Annotated in this window: 16 protein-coding genes; 1 reads left to right on the top strand and 15 read right to left on the bottom strand. The window is 65.5% G+C overall.

Going from position 1 to position 18,655, the window contains the following annotated elements:
- Positions 1-6: 6 nt before the first annotated feature.
- From KSS93_RS13370 to KSS93_RS13405, 8 genes are all read right to left on the bottom strand, one after another.
- On the bottom strand, positions 7-780 hold the full coding sequence (locus tag KSS93_RS13370) for a TSUP family transporter (RefSeq protein ID WP_217884511.1): 774 nt from the start codon (positions 778-780) through the stop codon (positions 7-9).
- A gap of 195 nt (positions 781-975) precedes the next feature.
- Complete coding sequence (locus KSS93_RS13375; protein ID WP_217884512.1) at positions 976-2,328, bottom strand: glutamine synthetase family protein; 1,353 nt, start codon at positions 2,326-2,328, stop codon at positions 976-978.
- Between the two features lie 10 nt (positions 2,329-2,338).
- Positions 2,339-2,899 (bottom strand): helix-turn-helix domain-containing protein, encoded by a 561-nt coding sequence (locus KSS93_RS13380; protein WP_217884513.1) that lies wholly within the window; start codon positions 2,897-2,899, stop codon positions 2,339-2,341.
- Positions 2,892-4,181: an NAD(P)/FAD-dependent oxidoreductase gene (locus KSS93_RS13385; RefSeq protein WP_217884514.1), complete on the bottom strand. Its 1,290-nt coding sequence runs from the start codon at positions 4,179-4,181 to the stop codon at positions 2,892-2,894. The genes KSS93_RS13380 and KSS93_RS13385 overlap by 8 nt, the downstream gene beginning before the upstream one ends.
- 207 nt (positions 4,182-4,388) lie before the next feature.
- A complete protein-coding gene (locus KSS93_RS13390) occupies positions 4,389-5,711 on the bottom strand; it encodes a c-type cytochrome (RefSeq protein WP_217884515.1) in 1,323 nt (440 codons plus the stop codon).
- 11 nt (positions 5,712-5,722) lie between these two features.
- Positions 5,723-7,492, bottom strand: a complete 1,770-nt coding sequence (locus KSS93_RS13395) for a GMC family oxidoreductase (protein ID WP_217884516.1) — start codon at positions 7,490-7,492, stop codon at positions 5,723-5,725.
- Between the two features lie 36 nt (positions 7,493-7,528).
- Positions 7,529-8,248 carry a gluconate 2-dehydrogenase subunit 3 family protein gene (locus tag KSS93_RS13400; protein ID WP_217884517.1) on the bottom strand — a complete coding sequence of 240 codons (720 nt, stop codon included), beginning with the start codon at positions 8,246-8,248 and terminating at the stop codon, positions 7,529-7,531.
- A 249-nt stretch (positions 8,249-8,497) separates the two neighbouring features.
- Entirely contained in the window at positions 8,498-10,435 is a 1,938-nt protein-coding gene (locus tag KSS93_RS13405) for a DNA topoisomerase III (protein ID WP_217888730.1), read from the bottom strand.
- Between the two features lie 236 nt (positions 10,436-10,671).
- Here KSS93_RS13405 and KSS93_RS13410 point away from each other — a divergent pair, with 236 nt between their 5' ends.
- Complete coding sequence (locus KSS93_RS13410) at positions 10,672-12,516, top strand: polyurethane esterase (RefSeq protein WP_217884518.1); 1,845 nt, start codon at positions 10,672-10,674, stop codon at positions 12,514-12,516.
- Positions 12,517-12,737: 221 nt separating this feature from the next.
- Here the strand turns inward: KSS93_RS13410 and KSS93_RS13415 are convergent, their stop codons facing one another.
- From KSS93_RS13415 to KSS93_RS13445, 7 genes are all read right to left on the bottom strand, one after another.
- Positions 12,738-13,172 carry a GNAT family N-acetyltransferase gene (locus KSS93_RS13415; protein ID WP_217884519.1) on the bottom strand — a complete coding sequence of 145 codons (435 nt, stop codon included), beginning with the start codon at positions 13,170-13,172 and terminating at the stop codon, positions 12,738-12,740.
- Positions 13,165-14,334 carry a ribosomal protein uL16 3-hydroxylase gene (locus KSS93_RS13420; RefSeq protein ID WP_217884520.1) on the bottom strand — a complete coding sequence of 390 codons (1,170 nt, stop codon included), beginning with the start codon at positions 14,332-14,334 and terminating at the stop codon, positions 13,165-13,167. Before KSS93_RS13420 ends, KSS93_RS13415 begins: the two co-directional genes overlap by 8 nt.
- A gap of 81 nt (positions 14,335-14,415) precedes the next feature.
- Positions 14,416-15,786, bottom strand: coding sequence for an adenylosuccinate lyase (gene purB, locus KSS93_RS13425; protein WP_217884521.1), 1,371 nt, complete (start codon positions 15,784-15,786; stop codon positions 14,416-14,418).
- Between the two features lie 213 nt (positions 15,787-15,999).
- Positions 16,000-16,626 (bottom strand): high frequency lysogenization protein HflD, encoded by a 627-nt coding sequence (gene hflD, locus KSS93_RS13430; protein WP_217842973.1) that lies wholly within the window; start codon positions 16,624-16,626, stop codon positions 16,000-16,002.
- The gene (mnmA, locus tag KSS93_RS13435; protein ID WP_217884522.1) at positions 16,623-17,747 is read right to left on the bottom strand and encodes a tRNA 2-thiouridine(34) synthase MnmA; all 1,125 of its coding nucleotides are present in this window, start codon (positions 17,745-17,747) and stop codon (positions 16,623-16,625) included. Before mnmA ends, hflD begins: the two co-directional genes overlap by 4 nt.
- A 59-nt stretch (positions 17,748-17,806) precedes the next feature.
- Complete coding sequence (locus KSS93_RS13440) at positions 17,807-18,247, bottom strand: NUDIX hydrolase (RefSeq protein ID WP_217884523.1); 441 nt, start codon at positions 18,245-18,247, stop codon at positions 17,807-17,809.
- 59 nt (positions 18,248-18,306) lie between these two features.
- A complete protein-coding gene (locus KSS93_RS13445; RefSeq protein ID WP_217884524.1) occupies positions 18,307-18,651 on the bottom strand; it encodes a cupin domain-containing protein in 345 nt (114 codons plus the stop codon).
- Between the last annotated feature and the right edge of the window lie 4 nt (positions 18,652-18,655).

Raw genomic sequence — 18,655 nt, forward strand, 5'->3', positions numbered from 1 at the left:
AACCCATCACCCAAACCAATGCTGCCAAGCCAACCTCACAGTCAACGCCAACACCACAGTAATAAACACCGGCCGAATAAACCTGCTCCCCCCGCTGATCGCCGTACGCGCCCCGAAAAACGCCCCGACCATCACCGACAACCCCATGCACAACCCGACGATGTAATCCACCTGCCCGGAAATGACGAACACCGTCAGCGCCGCAATGTTGCTGACAAAGTTCATGCTCCGCGCCACGCCACTGGCACGTACCAGGTCAATGGGGTACAGCAGCAACGTACTGACCGTCCAGAACGCCCCCGTCCCGGGCCCGGCAACGCCGTCGTAGAAACCCAAGGTGAAACCCTGCGGTACCTGCCATTTCTTGCGAATCGGCGCATCGGCATCCAACGGCGCCTTGGGCGTGCCGCCGAACAGCAAATACACACCGCAGGCGAACACGATCACCGGCAGCATCTTGTTCAGCCATTCAGCCGGCATGTAATGGGCGATCACCGCGCCAATCAACGCGCCCGTGAGCGTTGCGAACAGCGCCGGGCGCCACTGCGCCGGGTGGAACAGCTTGCGCCGGTAATAGGTGAAGCCGGCGGTGGCCGAACCGAAGGTGGAACTGAGCTTGTTGGTGCCCAGCACCAGGTGCGGCGGCATGCCGGCAGTCAACAGCGCCGGCGTGGTCAGCAGGCCGCCGCCACCGGCGATGGCGTCGATGAAACCGGCAACGAATGCCACCAAGGCGAGGATCAGCAGGGTGAGAGGTTCTACGGTGAGTTCGAAGGGCATGGGATCTGTGCAGGCAGGAAGGCAGGGGCGGCAAAGGGCCGCGCTGGAAGGAGGGTATGGTAATCCTGAGGGTAAACGGTTGCCAGTACCGGCCTCTTCGCGGGCAAGCCCGCTCCCACGGGTATTGCACAGCCTCTGAGGCAAATGCTGTACCTGTGGGAGCGGGTTTTACCCGCGAAGGCGCCAGCACTCGGCTCACAGGAACCAGCGATACTCCCGCGCACTCACCTCGTGCATGAACGCCAGGTGGTCCTGGCGCTTGTTTTCGCAGTACACCATCACGAACTCCTCCCCCAGCCCTTCGTTCACTGCCGGGTGCTCGCGCATGGCGGCCACGGCGGCGGGCATGTCCTTGGGAAAGTCGATGCCGCTGGTGCGGTCATCGTTCAGTGGCGCGATGGGTTCTTGCGCTGCGTCCAGGCCATGCTCCATGCCGCACAGGATGGCCGCCAGCACCAAGTACGGGTTGGCGTCGGCGCCGGCCAGGCGGTGCTCGATGCGCAGGTTGTGCGGGCTTGACTCGGGGATGCGGATGCATGCGTCGCGGTCCTCGAAGCCCCAGCTGGCACGGCTGGCGGCATTGACCATGGCGCCGTAGCGGCGAAACGCATTGTGGTTGGCGGCGAAGATCGGCATGCAGTGCGGCAACAACGCCAGGCAGCCGGCCACGGCGTGGCGCAGCGGGCGTTGCTGGTCGGCGGCCAGCAGGTTGTTGCCGGCCTGATCGTACAGGCTCACGTGCACGTGCATGCCGCTGCCCGGGGCCTGCAGGTAGGGTTTGCTCATGAACGAGGCGCGCAGCCCGTGCTTGAGCGCCACGCCGCGGGTGCTGCGGCAGAACAGCGCCGCCCAGTCGGCGGCGCGCAGGCCGTCTTCGCAATGGCCGAAGTTGATTTCGAACTGGCCCGGGCCCAGCTCGGCGGTGATCACGTTGGCGTCCACACCCTGGGCGTTGGCGCTGCTGACCATGTCGTGCAGCACGTCCGAAAACCGCGACAGGCGCTCGATGTGCATGTTCGGCTGGTCGTCTTCATCCTGGCTGAACGGGTCGCGGGGGAACTGCGGCAGGCCGTCCTTGAGCGCCCGGTCGAACAGGTAGAACTCAAGCTCGAAGGCCACCACCGGGCGTATGCCGCGGCGCTCCAGGCGTTGCAGCACCCGGGCCAGCACTTCGCGCGGCTCGAACTCGATGGGCGCGGCGGTGCCGTCGGAGGTGATCAGCATCTGCCCCAGCGGCTCGCGCTCCCAGGTCACAGGCTTCAGGGTGCCGGGCACCAGGCGGCGCTGGGCGTCGGGGTCGCCGTCGTTGAAGCAGTAATCACCGATCGGGAACAGCCCGCCCTGGGCGCCCAGCAGCACGCAGTTCTGCGGCAGTTTCAGCGGGCTGCCGGCGGCGACCTTCTCGAGCATGTCGATGGGGTAGCGCTTGCCGTAGAAATGCCCGGGGATATCCAGGCTGAGCAGGTCGACGTAGCGCACGTCGGGGTGGTGCAGGCGGAAGGCGCGGACTTCATCGAGCAGGGTGGGCGCGTTTTTTGTGCTTGTCATTGTAATGCTCTCAGCGGAAGACCCAGAGAACCCGGGTCGCCTGGTCGGTCAGGTTGGCGTAGCGGAACTGGCTGTGGGGCGGTAGCTGGAAACTGTCGTTGGCGCGCAGGGTGACGGCACCCTCGTGCCCGTGGTGCCAGAGCGTCAGCTCACCCTCCAGCACGAAGCCGCCCTGTTCGGAGCTGTCGTCCAGATGCCCCTCGCCACTGCTGGCGCCGGGCGCCAGGTGGCTTTCGAGCATGGCGAAGCGGCCGTTGAGGGTGGGTGACACCAGCACGTCGGTGACCCCGGCGGCGTAGTACAGGGTGCGCCGTTCGCCGGGGCGGGTGACCCAGTCGATCTGGCGCGGCGGCACCGCCTGGTAGAAGTAGGTGGTGGGTACGTGCAGGGCTTCGCTGATGGCGGTGAGGTCGGCCACGGTGGGGCGCGACAGGCCGCGCTCGACCTGCGACAGAAAACCCAGCGAGCGGTTGACCCGGCTGGCCAGCTCGTCGAGGGTCAGGCCGCGGTGCTTGCGCAGGTCGCGCACCAGCCGGGCCAGCGCCTGGGCGTCGTCGATCAGCTCAGGCATGGTCGCGCATCCGGTACCAGGCCTTGGCGGCGGCCTCAAGTGGCGCAGCCAGCAGGTCGCCACCGGGGAAGCGGCCGTTTTCGATGCCCTGGTACAGGGCCAGCAACTCGTCATCGCCGAGGATGGCGTCGCTCACTGCCCGTGCCCCGGCCAGTGTCGGCAGCACGCCATGGCCGGAGAAGCCTTGCAGCCAGTAGCGCTGGCCCTGGCGGCCGATATCCGGGGTGCGCTGGATGCTGCAGTCGATATGGCCGCCCCAGGCGTGTTCGATGGAAACGCCGCGCAGTTGCGGGAAGACCCGTTCCAGGTAGGGGCGGGTGGCTGCGGCCACATCCTTGGGGATACCGCCCAGGTAGGTGCAGCCGCCGCCGAACAGCAGGCGGTGGTCGGGGGTAAGGCGAAAGTAGTCGGGGACGAACTGGTTGTCGATCACGCAGCTGTTGCGTGGTAGCAGAGAGTTTGCGAAATCGGCGTCCAGCGGCGCCGTGGCCACCTGATAGGAGCCCACCGGTAGCAGGCGCCGGGCCAGGTTGCGATCGAGGCGGTCGATGTAGGCATTGCAGGCCAGCACCAACACCTGGCTGCGCACTTCGCCGCTGTCGGTGCGGGCAACGAAGCCGCCGCTGTGCTCGTGGTAGCTGAGCACCTGGCTCTGCTCGAAGATGCGCCCGCCAGCGGCCTCGATGGCGCTGGCCAGGCCCTGGGCCAGTTTCAGCGGGTTGAGGTGGGCGCCGTTGGGATCGTACAGGGCGGCCTGGTAGCGCGGGCTGTCGACCCACTCGGGCAACTCGTCGCGGCCGATCAGGCGCAGGCAGTCGTAGCCGTACTTGGCTTCGGCTTCGCGGCGGGCCTGCTCCAGCAGCGCCACCCGGCGCGGCAGCACGGCGCTCCACAGGCTGCCGGTGCGGTAGTCGATGTCGAAGCCATGGCGCTGGGGCAGTTCGCGCAGCTCGCGGGCGGCCCAGCACATGCTGTCCCACAGGCGCCGGCTGCGCTCCAGGCCCAGGGCTTTTTCAAGCGGCGGCAGGTCGCAAGACCAGCCAAGCAGCGCCTGGCCACCGTTGCGCCCGGATGCGGCCCAGGCCACCCGGCTGGCTTCCAGCAGAGTCACCCGCTGGCCGGCCTCGGCCAGGCGCAGGGCGGTATGCAGGCCGCTGAAACCGGCGCCGACGATCAGTACGTCGGTGTCGTGGGGGCCGTGCAGGGTGGGGCGTAGCGGGATGCTGGCGGGGTAGGTACGGGCGTAGTAACTGGCGACGTGCTGGGCGGACTGCTTGAACATGCCGGGGTCTCGTGAAATTTTTTCTGATTATTTTCATGAAAAAATAGCAGAAGAATTTCATTGCGCCAGTCAGAGAGCAACTTGTAGCCGGCTACAGTTGAGCGCCAGGTTGTGCAAACAAAAAAGCCCTGGCTATCCAGGGCTTTGTTGACGAGGGCGAGGGCAGGCATATCCAAAGGCGCACCGTGGCGCCTTTGAGGCCGTCACTCAGTGCGTGCGTGCCAGCTGCGCGCGAATTTCATGCACCTGCTCAGGCGATACCGCCGAGGCCTGGTTCGACCAACCCTGGCGCAGGAAGGTCGCCAGCTGCGCCACCTCCGTATCGTCCATGCGCTCGGCAAAGCCGGGCATTGGCAGTACCGACGGTGCACGCTCGGTCGATGGCGTTGCGGCGCCGGCGAGAATCACGTGCAGCAAGGCATCGGGGTTGGCTGCATTGACCACCGAGGCACCATCCAGGCGCGGGAACACCCGTGGCGCGCCTTCACCGGAAACGAAGTGGCAGGCACCGCAGTTGTCGATGTACAGCCGCTCGCCCAGGGTCAGGTCCTTGGCGGCGGTCAGCTTGGCGGTGGTCGCTTTGCTGCGCTCGGCCTGCTGCTGGTACGCCGAGCCCTTGGCTGGGGCCAGGGACTTCAGGTACGCCGCCATGGCCTGCAGGTCGGCATCGCTCATGTGCGAGGTGCTGTTGGCGATCACGTCGGTCATCTCGCCGGCCACCGAGGCCTTGGCGTTGCGCCCGCTGCCCAGGTATTCCACCAGCTCTTCTTCGCTCCAGTGCGGCATGCCGCGCAGGGCCGGCACGTTCCAGCCGTTGAGCTCGGTACCGGTCAGGTAGCCTGCAGCCGACTCGTCCAGGCCTTTTTCCTGCAGGGTCAGCGCCCGCGGGGTGTGGCACGAGCCGCAGTGGCCGAGGCCTTGCACCAGGTAGGCGCCGCGCTCGATCGGGGTGGCGCCGGTTTTGGCCACGCTGGCCTGCGGGGCCGGCGCGAACAGCGTGCGCCAGTAGGCGAGCGGCATGCGCAGCGACAGCGGCCAGGGGATCTCATTGGCTTTGTTCGGTTGCTCGACCGGCGCCACGCCCTGCATGAAGTAGGCATACAGCGCCTGGGTGTCTTCATCGCTGACCTTGGCATAGGACGGGAACGGCATGGCCGGGTACAGCGCGCTGCCGTCGTGGCCGATGCCGCGGCGTACCGCGCGTTCGAACTCGCCGTAGCTCCAGTTGCCGATGCCGGTGTGTTTGTCGGGTGTGATGTTGGTGGAGTAGATGGTGCCGATCGGCGAGGCGATGCCCAGCCCGCCAGCGAACGGTTTGCCGCCGTCGTGGCTGGTGTGGCAGGCCACGCAGTCACCGGCGCGGGCCAAGTAGGCGCCTTTTTCGATCAGCGCCGGGGTGACGGCCTGGGTCAGCTTGGCCTGGGCGTCGCCTGCACGGTTGAGCAGGCTGGCGCCGAGCCAGGCCAGCACCACGGCCAGCACGGCGATACCCAGCAATACCGAGAGGATGGAACGGGGTTTGCTATTCATGTGTTCGCTCCTCACGCCTGCACCAGCGGGCCAGGGTTTTTCAGGTACTGGTCCTTGATGGCCTGGGCCGCGAACAGGGTCAGGGCGCCGATCATCGAGGTCGGGTTGGCCTGGAAGTTCTGCGGGAAGGCGTTGCCGCCCGGCACGAACACGTTGTGCACGTCCCAGCTTTGCAGGTAGCGGTTGAGCGCGCTGGTTTCGGGCGAGTCACCCATGATCGCGCCGCCGACGTTGTGGGTGGACACATACTTGGTGATGTCCCAGTGCGAATCCATGCCCAGGAAGCTTTCGCTGTAGCTGTCGGGGTTCAGCTCCTTGGTGATGTCCAGGACGATGTTGCGCAGGTGCTGCTGCAGTTTCAGCTCGTTTTCCTTCCAGTCGAAGGTGATGCGCAGCAGCGGCTGGCCCCATGGGTCCTTGTAGGTGGGGTCCAGGTCGACGTAGTGGTCGCGGTACGACATGCAGCTGGTGGTGATGCTGATTTTCATCGAATGGCCGTACCAGTCCTGCATGCCTTCCTTCCAGCCCTGGCCCCATTCCGGGGTGCCGGACGGCAGCGAGGTGCCGATCGGCGCGCCACTGGCTTGCGAGCTGTGGATCTTGGCGCCGCCGATGAAGCCCAGGGACGGGCCGTCGTAGTTGCCGGGGGAGACGTCGTTGAACATCTGCCCGGTGGCGCCGGCGGTGGCGAAGGGGTTGAAGTTTTTATCCTTGAAGAACAGCGTGGCGCCGCCGTTGCTGAGGAAGGCGTAATTGCGGCCGATGGTGCCCTTGCGGGTAACCGGGTTGTACGGCTGGCCGATGCCCGACAGCAGCATCAGGCGCACGTTGACGAACTGGAAGGCCGCCAGCACGACGATCTTGGCCGGCTGGAACACTTCGTTGCCCTGGGCGTCGACGTAGGTGATGCCCTTGGCGGTCTTGCCGTCCGGGTGCAGCTCCACGCGCAGCACGTTGGCGTTGACCCGGTAGTCGAAGTTGTCCATGCGCTTGAGCGCATCCAGCACGGCGGTTTGCGGCGAGGCCTTGGAGAAGTTCAGGCACGGGTACTTGCTGCAGTAGCCGCAGTAGTTGCACGGCGCGATCTGGTTGCCGTAGGGGTTTTTCCAGGCCCGCGAGACGTTGGCCGACGGGTTGGGGAACGGGTGGTAACCGAGCTTGCGCGCAGCGTCGGCGAACATCACGTTGTTCAGCGTGTCTTCCAGCGCCGGCAGCGGGAAGGGGTTGGAACGCGGGCCCTCGAACGGGTCGCCGCCGACCAGGATCTGGCCGTTGAGGTTGCCGGTGTTGCCCGACAGACCGCAGATCTTGTCGAACTTGTCGAGGTACGGCTCGATCTCGTCCCAGGTGAACGGGAAGTCGCCGATGGTCATGTCGCTTTGCAGCACGCCTGGCGGGTAGGCCTGGTCGGCGTAGGTCTTGAGCTTGATGTCGGTGGGCGTCGGGCGAATCAGCACGCCGGTCCAGTGCAGGCCCGAGCCACCCACGCCAGTGCCGGGCACGAAGGCGCCCCACTGGCGGGTGGGCAGGGCGGTGCCGTTAAGGTTGTGCCGCACGGTGAGCGCGCCAGCCTTGGGCGTGACCATGATCTTGTTGCGCACGCCATAGGCGTACTGGTCAGCCGGCTTGGGGTAGTGGAAGTCGGCGTTGGTGCGGTCTTCACCGCGTTCGAAAGCGCGTACTTTCAAGCCTGCCTGGGCAAGCTCGATGCTCATCAGCGAGCCGGCCCAGCCCAGGCCGACGACGGCAACGTCGACTTCGTCATTGGTAATCTGTGGCATAAAAAACCTTGAATGCTGTAGTGCAGGGCGAAGGGGTCAACCGCGTTGGCCGGTCAGGCTGACCGGGCCGAGGGGGTACGGGACGTTGTGCTGGGCGACCCATTCCAGGTAGCTGGCACGGGCACCGGGGAAGCCGATGGCAATCCACGCTTTCATGCCCTTGTTGCCCCCGTAGATCGGGTCGGCCAACCAGCCCTGGCGGGTGTGGTTGAGCAGTTCGCCGAACAACAGCTTGGCCTTGACGATGTCTTCGCCGTGGGCTGCGAAGTCGACCTGGCCGGCTTGCATCTTCTTCAGTACATCGTCGCGCTTGCCGAGCTCGAGCAGGGCGAAGTGCTGGCCGTGGGTGGCCTGGCACCAGCTCTCGAGTGCGGCGATGCCTTTGCGGTAGATCTGCTGCGGGGTGTAGGGCAGCTGATAGCCGAGCGTGGCCGGGGCATTCAGGTCGAACGGGCCTTCGAGGTAGATCTCGCTACCCAGGTCACCGGCCAGTTGCTGGTCGATGAAGATCGGCACGTTGGTTTCCAGCGCACCGGGGCCACGGCCGTCGGCCGGGATCAGGCGGTCGCAGGCGGCGAGGATGAAAGTCCATTCGGCCGGGGTGAAAAAGCTTGGGGTGTAGCTGTCGAGGCTCGGCGCCGCCAGCTCTGCCGCCATCGCAGCGCTGAGGCCGTTGACGGTGATACCCATGGCGGGCAAGGCGATCAGCGACGAAAGCAGAAACTTCCTTCGCGAAGTGTGTTTGGTTAGCAACATGCAGGTCTACCTATGACTAATCACTCAGACCCGTGAAATGTGGACATGGCAGGCTTGGGCGCTGCTCTTGTGTGACGCTGAGGGTGCGCTGCACTGCACGGACTCATTTGGTCATATGGATGACAGTCATCGTATCTCACGGGGCAAGAATGGTAGCAGGCTACCTAATGGGTAACAATTTATTTCTACCGGTTTTGTCAACGGTGTGAATTGTCGCAGGGCAGGGCGATAACGCCGACCAGCCGGCGTTTACTGCGGCTTGGCTTTTTTGCTGCGGCTGGCCTTGGGCTTGGCCTTGCCGGTGGCGCGGCGCTTTTTCTTCCAGGGGGCTGCGGCCTTGCCTGCAGCCGGGCCGCTGATGGTCAGGCGCATGCCGGCGCAGCGCTGCACCAGCTTGCCCATCCAGGCCGACTGGCGGGTGACGAACTCTTCAAGGCTCATTTCGCCGCTTTGCACCATGTCCAGCGCCTGCTCCCAGATGGCGGTGGTGCCGGGGTCGGCGATGGCCCGGGGCACCGCGTCGATCAAGCTGAAGGCCGCAGGCGTGGCGCTGAGGGCCTTGCCGTTTTTCACCAGATAGCCGCGGTCGAGCAGGCCCTGGATGATGCTGGCGCGGGTGGCTTCGGTGCCGATGCCGGTGGTTTCCTTGAGCTTTTGCTTGAGCTTCGGGTCGTCCACCAGCTTGGCGACGTTCTTCATGGCCTTGATCAGGTCGCCTTCGGTGAAGGGCTTGGGGGGCTGGGTCCACAGGTCCTTGAGGTTCAGGCCGTGCAGGTTGCACCACTGGCCTTTGTGCAGGGCTGGCAGCACCTGGGCGGGGGGCGCTTCGTGGCCTTTGGCCGGGGTCAGGGCCTCGGGCAGGGCGCGGCGCCAGCCGGGTTCGACGATTTGCTTGCCCACTGCACGCAGGGCGTGGCCGGCGCAGTCGAAGTCGGCCTGGGTGCGGTCGTACTCATGGTTGGGCAGGAACTGCGCCAGGTAGCGGGCGCGGATCAGGGTGTACACCGCCTTGTACTTGGGCGGCAGGCGCGCCGGGTCGCTGGCGGCGGCGGTGGGGATGATGCCGTGGTGGGCGCTGACCTTCTGGTCGTTCCAGGCCCGCGAGCGGCGCTGCGGCTCAAGGTGCGGCTGCAACGGGGCGAGGCTGGCGTCGGCCCGTTGCAGGGCGGCGAGAATGCCCGGGGCCTCGCTGTGCTGGCTGAGGGGCAGGTAGCCGCTGTCGCTGCGCGGGTAGGTGATCAGCTTGTGGGTTTCGTACAGCGCCTGGGCAATGTCGAGGGTTTCCTGGGCGCCCAGGCCGAGCTTTTTCGAGCACAGTTCCTGCAGGGTGCCAAGGTCGAAGGGTAGCGGCGCGGCTTCGCGCACACGCTCGGTGGCAATCTGCACCACCTGAGCGCTGCCGGCGGCCTGCAGGTCGGTGGCGGCCTGCTGGGCCAGGGCCTGCTTCAGGCAACGGCCCTGGTCATCACAGGCGTCTTCGGGGGCGCGCCACTGGGCGTTGAATACCTGGCCTGCGCTTTCAAGCTGCACATCGATGGCCCAGAAGGGGACGGGCACGAAGTCGGCGATGCTGCGGTCGCGGTCCACCACCAGGCGCAGGGTGGGGGTTTGCACCCGGCCTACCGGTAATACGCCCTGGTAGCCGGACTTTTGCCCAAGCAGGGTGAACAGGCGGCTCATGTTCATGCCGATCAGCCAGTCGGCGCGCGAGCGGCCCAGCGCCGAATGGTAGAGGCTGAAGGTGTCCTGCCCGGGCAGCAAGCGCCCGAGGGCCTTGCGGATCGAGGCGTCGTCCAGTGCCGACAACCACAGGCGCTGGATGGGGCCGCGGTAGCGGCAGTGCTCGACCAGCTCGCGGGCGATCATTTCGCCTTCGCGGTCGGCGTCGGTGGCGATCACCAGCTCGCGGGCCTCGCCGAGCAGGCGCTTGACCGCCTTGAATTGGCTGGCGGTCTTGGGCTTGACGGTCATTTTCCATTTTTCGGGGATGATCGGCAGGTGCTCGAGGGACCAGCGTTTGTAGCGCTCGTCGTAGGCGTCGGGCGGGGCGGTTTCGAGCAGGTGTCCGATGCACCAGGTCACGCACACGTCGGTGCCTTGCCAGCAGCCGTCGCCACGGCGGTTGGCGCCGAGCACCTTGGCGATGTCTTTTGCCTGGGAGGGTTTTTCGCAGAGGAACAGGCGCATGGCTGCGGGTGCTTCGTCGCTTGGGTTGCGCACTAGGATGCGCAACCCAGGGCGTTCAGGCAAGTTTTATCTGTATGCATGTACAGGTTTTATGCCCGCACCTTTGGCAGGGTAGCCGCAGCCTTGGGGTTGGACCTGGTGGCACGGCCGTGCCAGTTTTGCCGTTCGCCTGCCAGTCGTGTCATTGGACGATGTCGCTGGGGCGCCATTCCTACAAGATACAAGGAAGTCACCTAATGCCTGTTTTCGATTACAAACAGCTCGACAGCAACGCTTCTGCTGCCCTCTACAAAGACGCCATGGCCCTGGCCACCTACGCCTACCACGGTATCGACGACGGCTTTGCCGCCGGCTACCAGCAATACGGCTTTGGCCTGGGCTTGCCGGCCACCTTGGTCAAGGCGCTGATCGGCGGCACCGACAGCCAGGGCGTGGTGCCCGGCCTGCCATGGAACCCCGACTCCGAGGCGCAAGCGCTGACCAAGGTGCAGGCTGCCGGCTGGACGCCTATCAGCGCTGCACAGCTGGGCTACCAGGGCAGTACCGATGCCCGCGGCACCTTCCATGGTGAAAAGCCGGGTTACGAGACTGCTCAGGTGGAGGTGCTTGGCCGGTATGACGACAGTGGCCAGCTGATCGGTATCGGCATCGCCTTTCGCGGCACCAGCGGCCCGCGGGAGAACCTGCTGGGCGACACCCTGGGCGATGCGATCAACGACATGCTGGCGGCGCTGGGGCCGGCAGGTTACGCCCGCGACTATGCAGGCAACGCCTTCGACGGCCTGCTGGGAGATGTGGCGGCCTTTGCCAGGGCGCATGGGCTGACCGGGACCGATATCACCGTCAGCGGGCACAGCCTGGGCGGCCTGGCGGTGAACAGCCTGGCCGATCTCAGTGGCGAGCGCTGGGGCGGCTTCTTCGAAGATGCCAACTACGTCGCCTTCGCCTCGCCAACCCAGGCAGCGGATGCCGACAAGGTGCTCAACATCGGCTACGAGAACGACCCGGTGTTCCGGGTGCTCGACGGCACCTCGGTCACCTGGGGCACCCTGGGCGTGCACGATGGCGAGAAGGCCTCGGCCACCGACAATATCGTCAACTTCAACGACTACTACGCCTCCGGTGCCTGGAACCTGCTGCCGTTCTCGATCGGCAACATCGCCACCTGGCTGTCGCACCTGCCGACGGCCTACGCCTATGGGCTGGGGCGAGTGCTGGATTCGGCGTTCTACCCCTGGACCAGCCGCGACTCGACTGTCGTGGTGAGCAACCTGTCCGATGCCACCCGGGGCTCTACCTGGGTCGAGGACCTGAACCGCAGTGCCGAGCCGCACACCGGCAGCACCTTCATCATCGGCTCGGCCCACGACGACTTGATCCATGGCGGGCGCGGCAATGATTACCTCGAAGGCGGGGCGGGCAACGACACCTTCCGTGACGACGGCGGCTTCAACCTGATCGACGGCGGCAGTGGCCACGACACGCTGAAGCTGGAGCAGGCCCTGGGCCGGCTGGACATCGCCCGGGATGGCGAGGGCACTTTGTACATTCGTAATGCTGACGGCGGTATCAGCCAGGTGCGCAACGTGGAGACCCTGGTGAGCAAGGAGAGCAGCCTGGTGTTCTTCAGCAAGGAGGTGAGCCACGCCGTGGGGGTGGACGGTTTGCTCAGCAGCGGCAAGCTCGAGGCTTATGCGGCTTCGCAAAGTGGCGGGCAGGGGGCGGACGTGCTGGTGGCCGGCAACCAGGGCCAGTGGCTGTTCGGGCTGGGCGGTGATGACCGTTTGCAGGGTGGCAAGGGCAACGATGTGCTGGTGGGCGGCGCGGGCAATGATGTGCTCAGCGGCGGGGCGGGCAGCGATACCTTCCTGTTCAGCGGGGTGTTCGGCCAGGACCGGGTGCTGGATTTCAGTGCCCAGGACAGGCTGGTGTTCATGGGGGTGGAGGGCGGTACGGCAATGCCGGACTTGCGTGATCACCTGAGCCAGGTGGGCAATGACCTGGTGCTGACCTTTGGGCAGAGCAGCGTGACGCTGGTGGGTGTGCCGGGATTGCTGGAGGGGCAGGTGGTGATTGCCTGAGCGGGCGCCTGCGCTGTGCCGCGAAGCCGCTCCTACAGGATCGTACGAGGTCTTGTAGGAGCGGCCTTGTGCCGCGAAGCAGGCAGCGCGGTGGCTGGCACCGGCTGCGCCGGTGTTCGCGGGCAAGCCCGCTCCTACAGGATTACCGCTGACGGTGAGATATGCGCCGTACCTGTGGGAGCTGGCGAAGCCTGCGATGAGGCCGGTGCAGGATTGCGAGGTCAGATGATCTCGCGGGAATCGCGCACCATGTCGACGTGCGGAATGCCGGCTTCGAGGAACTCCTCGCTGACTACCCGAAAGCCCAGGCGCTCGTAGAACGGCGTGGCGTGCACCTGGGCGCTGAGCATCTGCTGCTTGAGGTCGCGGTTTTGCGCCTCGGTGATCACCGCGCGCATCAGCGCATCGCCGACGTTCAGGCCGCGCCAGTCCTTGAGCACCGAAACCCGGCCGATGGTGCCGTCGGGCAGCAGGCGGGCGGTCCCGATCGGGTAGTCGCCCTCCATGGCCAGAAAATGCACCGCCGTAGGGTCTTCGGCGTCGAACTCCAGCTCCGGCGGCACGTGCTGTTCGGCGACGAACACAGCGCTGCGGATGCGGTGGATGTCGGCGTTGTCCTTGTGCCAGTCGGCCAGGCGCACACTGATCTTATTCATCGTTGGCAAACCCCAGGCTTCCTTGCTTGATCAGCTGGCAGACCAGCGTCAGGCCTTCTTCGTCGGCGATCCACTTGCCAAGGTTTTCGATGTGCAGGGCGTCGGCGGCGCAGATCAGCTTCAGCAGCGGGCGCAGGTGGCCCGACAGCAGGCGGCTCTGGCCGCTGGCGAACAGCAGCAGGTCGTCTTCGACCTCCGACCAGGCCATGCGCGCGCTTGGGTTGCGAATCAGCACCGCGCCTTGCTCCAGGCTGTCCAGCAGTTCGGCTTCGCTCAGCTCTTCGCCGGTCACAAGCTCCGGGTAACGCGGCTCGGTCATGAACTGGCCGAACCAGGTCAGCAGCAGGTCCTTGTCGTTCATGTGCTTGTCGATCAGGCCCTTCAGGCGATCGAGGGCATCGTGCTGGATCTGGTGCGGGTCGGCCGCAGGCACGGCGTCGGCGTCGCTGTAGCGCTCTTCGTCAGGCAGGAACTGGCTGAGGAAGTCGGTGAAGTGGGTCAGCACTTCGGCGGCGCTCGGGGCGCGGAAGCCGACCGAGTAGGTCAGGCACTCGTCTTCGGCGATGCCGTAGTGGGCCAGGCGCGGCGGCAGGTAGAGCATGTCGCCGGGCTCCAGGCTCCATTCTTCGCTTTGTTCGAAGTCGGCGAGGATGCGCAGGTCGGCGTGCTCGATCAGCGCGCTGTCGCTGTTGCACATTTGCCCGACTTTCCAGTTGCGGGTGCCGTGGCCTTGCAGCAGGAACACGTCGTAGTTGTCGAAGTGCGGGCCGACGCTGCCACCGGGGGCGGCGTAGCTGATCATCACGTCATCGATACGCCAGCTGGGCAGGAAGCGGAACTCTTCGAGCAGCTCGGCCACTTCCGGTACGAACTGGTCGACCGACTGCACCAGCAGGGTCCAGTCGCGCTCGGGCAGGTCGGCGAAGGCGTCTTCGGCGAACGGGCCGCGGCGCAGCTCCCAGGGGCGCTCGCCGTGCTCGAGCACCAGGCGCGACTCGACTTCTTCTTCCAAGGCCAGGCCGGCCAGTTCGTCGGGGTCGATGGGGCTGACGAAGTCGGTGAACGCCTGGCGCACCAGCAGCGGCTTCTTCTGCCAGTAGTCGCGCAGGAATTCACGGGCCGTAAGGCCGCCCAGCAGTTGCAGTGGAGTATCAGAATTCATGTTCAACCTATTGAAAAAACGTAATTTTCGTACGGGAATAAAAACGCCCGGCGAGGCCGGGCGTTGAACGCTGCGCTCAGCTTAGATGCGTTTGGCCTGGGCCACCGCGTTGCCGATGTAGGTCGCAGGGGTGAGCAATTTAAGCTCGGCCTTGGCTTCGGCCGGCATGTCCAGGCCATCGATGAAGGTCAGCAGCGCCTCTGGCGTGATGCCCTTGCCACGGGTCAGCTCCTTGAGCTTCTCGTAGGGGTTCTCGATGTTGAAGCGGCGCATGACGGTCTGGATCGGCTCGGCGAGGACTTCCCAGCAGGCGTCCAGGTCGGCAGCGATACGCGCCTGGTTGACTTCCAGCTTGCCGATGCCTTTGAGGCTGGCTTCGTAGGCGATGACGCTGTGGGCGAAGCCCACGCCCAGGTTGCGCAGCACGGTGGAGTCGGTCAGGTCACGCTGCCAGCGCGAAATCGGCAGCTTGCTGGCCAGGTGCTGGAACAGCGCGTTGGCAATCCCTAAGTTGCCTTCGGAGTTTTCGAAGTCGATCGGGTTGACCTTGTGCGGCATGGTCGAGGAGCCGATTTCGCCAGCCACGGTCTTCTGCTTGAAGTAGCCCAGCGAGATGTAGCCCCAGACGTCGCGGTCGAAGTCGATGAGGATGGTGTTGAAGCGGGCGATGGCGTCGAACAGCTCGGCGATGTAGTCGTGCGGCTCGATCTGGGTGGTGTACGGGTTGAACTGCAGGCCCAGCTCGTCTTCGATGAAGGCGCGGGCGTTTTCTTCCCAGTCCACTTGCGAGTAGGCCGACAGGTGGGCGTTGTAGTTGCCCACGGCGCCGTTGATCTTGCCCAGCAGCGGCACGGCGGCCACTTGGGCGATCTGGCGCTCCAGGCGGTAGACGACGTTGGCCAGCTCTTTACCCAGGGTGGTCGGCGAGGCCGGCTGGCCGTGGGTGCGCGACAGCATCGGCACTTCGGCGTGGGCGTGGGCCAGGGCGCGGATCGACTCGGCGATCTGGCGCATCAGCGGTAGCAGCACTTCGTCACGGCCGGCACGCAGCATCAGGGCGTGGGACAGGTTGTTGATGTCCTCGCTGGTGCAGGCGAAGTGGATGAACTCGCTGACCTTGGCCAGTTCAGGCAGCTTGGCAGCCTGCTCCTTGAGCAGGTACTCGATGGCCTTGACGTCGTGGTTGGTGGTGCGCTCGATCTCTTTGACGCGTTCGGCGTGCTCGAGCTTGAAGTCGGTGGCCAGGCTGTCCAGCAGGGCGTTGGCTTCGGCGGAAAACGCCGGCACTTCGCCGATTTGCGGGTGAGCGGCGAGGCGCTGCAGCCAGCGCACTTCGACCAGGGCGCGGAACCGGATCAGGCCGAATTCGCTGAAAATGGGGCGCAGGGCCTGGGTTTTGCCGGCGTAACGGCCGTCTACAGGGGAAACCGCAGTGAGCGAAGAAAGCTGCATGGGGTGTTCTCGGACAGTCAGGCTTTTGGAAGGGCGCATATCATACATGAAAAATGCGCCGGAGTCGGGTGGCTGACCAAAGGTCGGGCCTGTTTGAATCTGCTGGCAAACCCTGTGGGAGCGGGCTTGCCCGCGAACACCGGCGTAGCCGGTGCCATCCACCGAGTCGCCTGCTTCGCGGGCAAGCCCGCTCCCACAGGGGCGTGTAGTCGCTCAGTCAGCGGTGCGCATCATGCCGTACAGTTCGTTGAGCAGTTTGCGCCGGCTGAATACCAGCTGCCAGCGGTGCCCGCCGAGCTGGCGCCACAGGCGCGCAGCGCGGATGCCGGCCAGCAGCAGGGCGCGGATTTTCGAGGCGTTGCCGGCTTGCTGCAAAAAGCGCATGTCGCCGTGCACCTGAATGCGCTGGCGCAGGGTGCTCAGGGTGTCCTGGTACAGGGCTCCACTGGAAGCGATGACATTATCGTGAACCAAACCAAAATGCTCGGCCTGGGACTGGATCTGCGGCAGGCGGTTGCCGATGGTGTCGAGCAAGTCGCCGCGCTTGTTCAGCTGGCGCTCCAGGCCCAGCATCGACAGGGCATAGCGCAGCGGTTCGCGCTGCAGGCTGCTGGGGTCGCGCTCCAGGGCGCCGACCAGCGCGCGGTAACCGTCGCGCAGGTTGAGGTCGTCGCCACCGAACACCTCCAGGGTGTTGTTCGGGTCGCGCACCAGCAGGCTGCCGAGCATGCAGCCGATGTTGGCCTCGCTGGCCTGGCCGGTGCGGGCAATGCGGTCCACCAGTACGGCGGCCTGGAACACGCCGCCCAGGGCGACCAGTTGCTCCTGCAGGTTGTTCATGTGCGCGGGCTCCACGGCTCGGCGGTTTCGATCACGCCGCCACCCAGGCACACTTCGCCGTCGTAGAACACCACCGACTGGCCGGGGGTGACGGCGCGCTGCGGCTCGTCGAACACGGCGCGGTAGCCGGTTTCGGTCAGCTCCAGGGTGCAGTGCTGGTCGCTTTGGCGGTAGCGCACCTTGGCGGTGAGGCGGCGCGGGCTGGACAGGTCGATGGGGTTGACCCAGAAAATTTCCGAGGCCAGCAGCGCGCGGGAGAACAGCCACGGGTGTTCGTTGCCTTGGCCTACCACCAGCACGTTGCGCGCAAGGTCCTTGTGCAGCACGTACCACGGCTCGTCGCCGGCGTCTTTCAGGCCGCCGATGCCAAGGCCCTGGCGCTGGCCGATGGTGTGGTACATCAGGCCATGGTGGCGGCCGATCACTTCACCGTCGGTGGTTTCGATCTCGCCGGGCTGGGCCGGCAGGTACTGCTTGAGAAAATCGCTGAAGCGGCGCTCGCCGATAAAGCAGATGCCGGTGGAGTCCTTTTTCTTCGCCGTGGCCAGGCCGTGTTTTTCGGCGATGGCGCGTACTTCGGGCTTTTCCAGCTCGCCCACCGGGAACAGGGTACGGGCGATTTCGTTGCCGCCCACGGCGTGCAGGAAGTAGCTCTGGTCCTTGTTCGGGTCCAGGCCCTTGAGCAGTTCGGTGAGCTCGCCGGTGTCGCGGCGGCGTACGTAGTGGCCGGTGGCGATCAGGTCGGCGCCCAGCGACAGGGCGTAGTCGAGGAACGCCTTGAACTTGATTTCGCGGTTGCACAGGATGTCCGGGTTGGGCGTGCGGCCGGCCTTGTATTCTTCAAGAAAATGCTCGAACACGTTGTCCCAGTATTCGGCGGCGAAGTTGGCGGTGTGCAGCTTGATACCGATACGGTCGCACACGGCCTGGGCGTCGGCCAGGTCTTCGCGGGCGGTGCAGTATTCGGTGCCGTCGTCCTCTTCCCAGTTCTTCATGAACAGACCTTCCACCTGGTAGCCCTGCTCCATGAGCAGAAGGGCGGAGACGGAAGAGTCCACGCCGCCGGACATGCCGACGATGACGCGGGTCTTGGCGGGGTCTTTGAGTGCTGGGCTGGTCATGGCTACCGGTGTGTATCAGGGGGAAAAGCGCGGATTCTATCAAACCCGCGCAGGTTGCGTCAGTCGCGCAGCAGCTCAAGGCTGTGCAATGGGCCTTGCAGGTAATCGTCCAGGCAACGCGGCACCAGTTCGCTGCGCCAGCGGCCGGGGGCTGCCAGCAGTTCGTCGCGGGTCAGCCACACGGCGCGCACGATGTCGCTGTCCAGGGCGCGCTGGGGGTGGTGGCGCAGCGGGCGGGCGGCGAAGCAGATGCGCTGGTAGGTGACGCCGTTGCTGGGGGCGGTATACAGGTAGATGCCGACCACGCCTGTGAGTTCGACGTCCCAGGCGGTCTCTTCGAGGGTTTCGCGCAAGGCGGCCTGAGACAGGGTCTCGTTGGGTTCCAGGTGACCGGCGGGTTGGTTGAAGACGTGCTGGCCGGCCTTGAACTCCTCGACGAAGAGGAAGCGACCGTCGTGCTCGACGACGGTGGCGACGGTGATGTGCGGCTGCCAGGTCATGGGCGTTCCTTGGAGGAGTGGGGCCCCACCATAGCCGAAAATGCCCGGGCCGGCGCGCTTCAGCGCGGCGGGTTGAGGGCCTGCTGCTCGCCGAAGAAGATCACCCAGGTGCGAAAGTCATCGCTGAAGTCGAAGAAGCGGTGCTCGACGCCGGCCGGTACGAACAGCGTGTCGCCGGCCTGCACGCTGACTACCTGGTCGGCGCGGCGGAAGCTGGAGCGGCCACTGCTGATCACATAGATCTCGTCCTGCGCATGGGGTTGCTGGGTGTCGCTGCCACGCGGCGCGAACAGTTCCATGGAAAAGTCGCCACGCTTGAACAGGATGTGGAACAGGTCGTCGCTGGCCTTGAGGCGCTGCGCGGCTTCCCGTTCGTCGAGCTTGAGGAAATCCGAGGCTGTCATGATT

Source organism: Pseudomonas xanthosomatis (genome assembly GCF_019139835.1).
Taxonomy (GTDB): domain Bacteria; phylum Pseudomonadota; class Gammaproteobacteria; order Pseudomonadales; family Pseudomonadaceae; genus Aquipseudomonas; species Aquipseudomonas fakonensis.

Excerpts from the sequence above, each read along its gene's own strand:
- KSS93_RS13370 (WP_217884511.1), bottom strand. The coding sequence starts at position 780 with ATGCCCTTCGAACTCACCGTAGAACCTCTCACCCTGCTGATCCTCGCC.
- KSS93_RS13375 (WP_217884512.1), bottom strand. The coding sequence starts at position 2,328 with ATGACAAGCACAAAAAACGCGCCCACCCTGCTCGATGAAGTCCGCGCC.
- KSS93_RS13380 (WP_217884513.1), bottom strand. The coding sequence starts at position 2,899 with ATGCCTGAGCTGATCGACGACGCCCAGGCGCTGGCCCGGCTGGTGCGC.
- KSS93_RS13385 (WP_217884514.1), bottom strand. The coding sequence starts at position 4,181 with ATGTTCAAGCAGTCCGCCCAGCACGTCGCCAGTTACTACGCCCGTACC.
- KSS93_RS13390 (WP_217884515.1), bottom strand. The coding sequence starts at position 5,711 with ATGAATAGCAAACCCCGTTCCATCCTCTCGGTATTGCTGGGTATCGCC.
- KSS93_RS13395 (WP_217884516.1), bottom strand. The coding sequence starts at position 7,492 with ATGCCACAGATTACCAATGACGAAGTCGACGTTGCCGTCGTCGGCCTG.
- KSS93_RS13400 (WP_217884517.1), bottom strand. The coding sequence starts at position 8,248 with ATGTTGCTAACCAAACACACTTCGCGAAGGAAGTTTCTGCTTTCGTCG.
- KSS93_RS13405 (WP_217888730.1), bottom strand. The coding sequence starts at position 10,435 with ATGCGCCTGTTCCTCTGCGAAAAACCCTCCCAGGCAAAAGACATCGCC.
- KSS93_RS13410 (WP_217884518.1), top strand. The coding sequence starts at position 10,672 with ATGCCTGTTTTCGATTACAAACAGCTCGACAGCAACGCTTCTGCTGCC.
- KSS93_RS13415 (WP_217884519.1), bottom strand. The coding sequence starts at position 13,172 with ATGAATAAGATCAGTGTGCGCCTGGCCGACTGGCACAAGGACAACGCC.
- KSS93_RS13420 (WP_217884520.1), bottom strand. The coding sequence starts at position 14,334 with ATGAATTCTGATACTCCACTGCAACTGCTGGGCGGCCTTACGGCCCGT.
- purB (WP_217884521.1), bottom strand. The coding sequence starts at position 15,786 with ATGCAGCTTTCTTCGCTCACTGCGGTTTCCCCTGTAGACGGCCGTTAC.
- hflD (WP_217842973.1), bottom strand. The coding sequence starts at position 16,626 with ATGAACAACCTGCAGGAGCAACTGGTCGCCCTGGGCGGCGTGTTCCAG.
- mnmA (WP_217884522.1), bottom strand. The coding sequence starts at position 17,747 with ATGACCAGCCCAGCACTCAAAGACCCCGCCAAGACCCGCGTCATCGTC.
- KSS93_RS13440 (WP_217884523.1), bottom strand. The coding sequence starts at position 18,247 with ATGACCTGGCAGCCGCACATCACCGTCGCCACCGTCGTCGAGCACGAC.
- KSS93_RS13445 (WP_217884524.1), bottom strand. The coding sequence starts at position 18,651 with ATGACAGCCTCGGATTTCCTCAAGCTCGACGAACGGGAAGCCGCGCAG.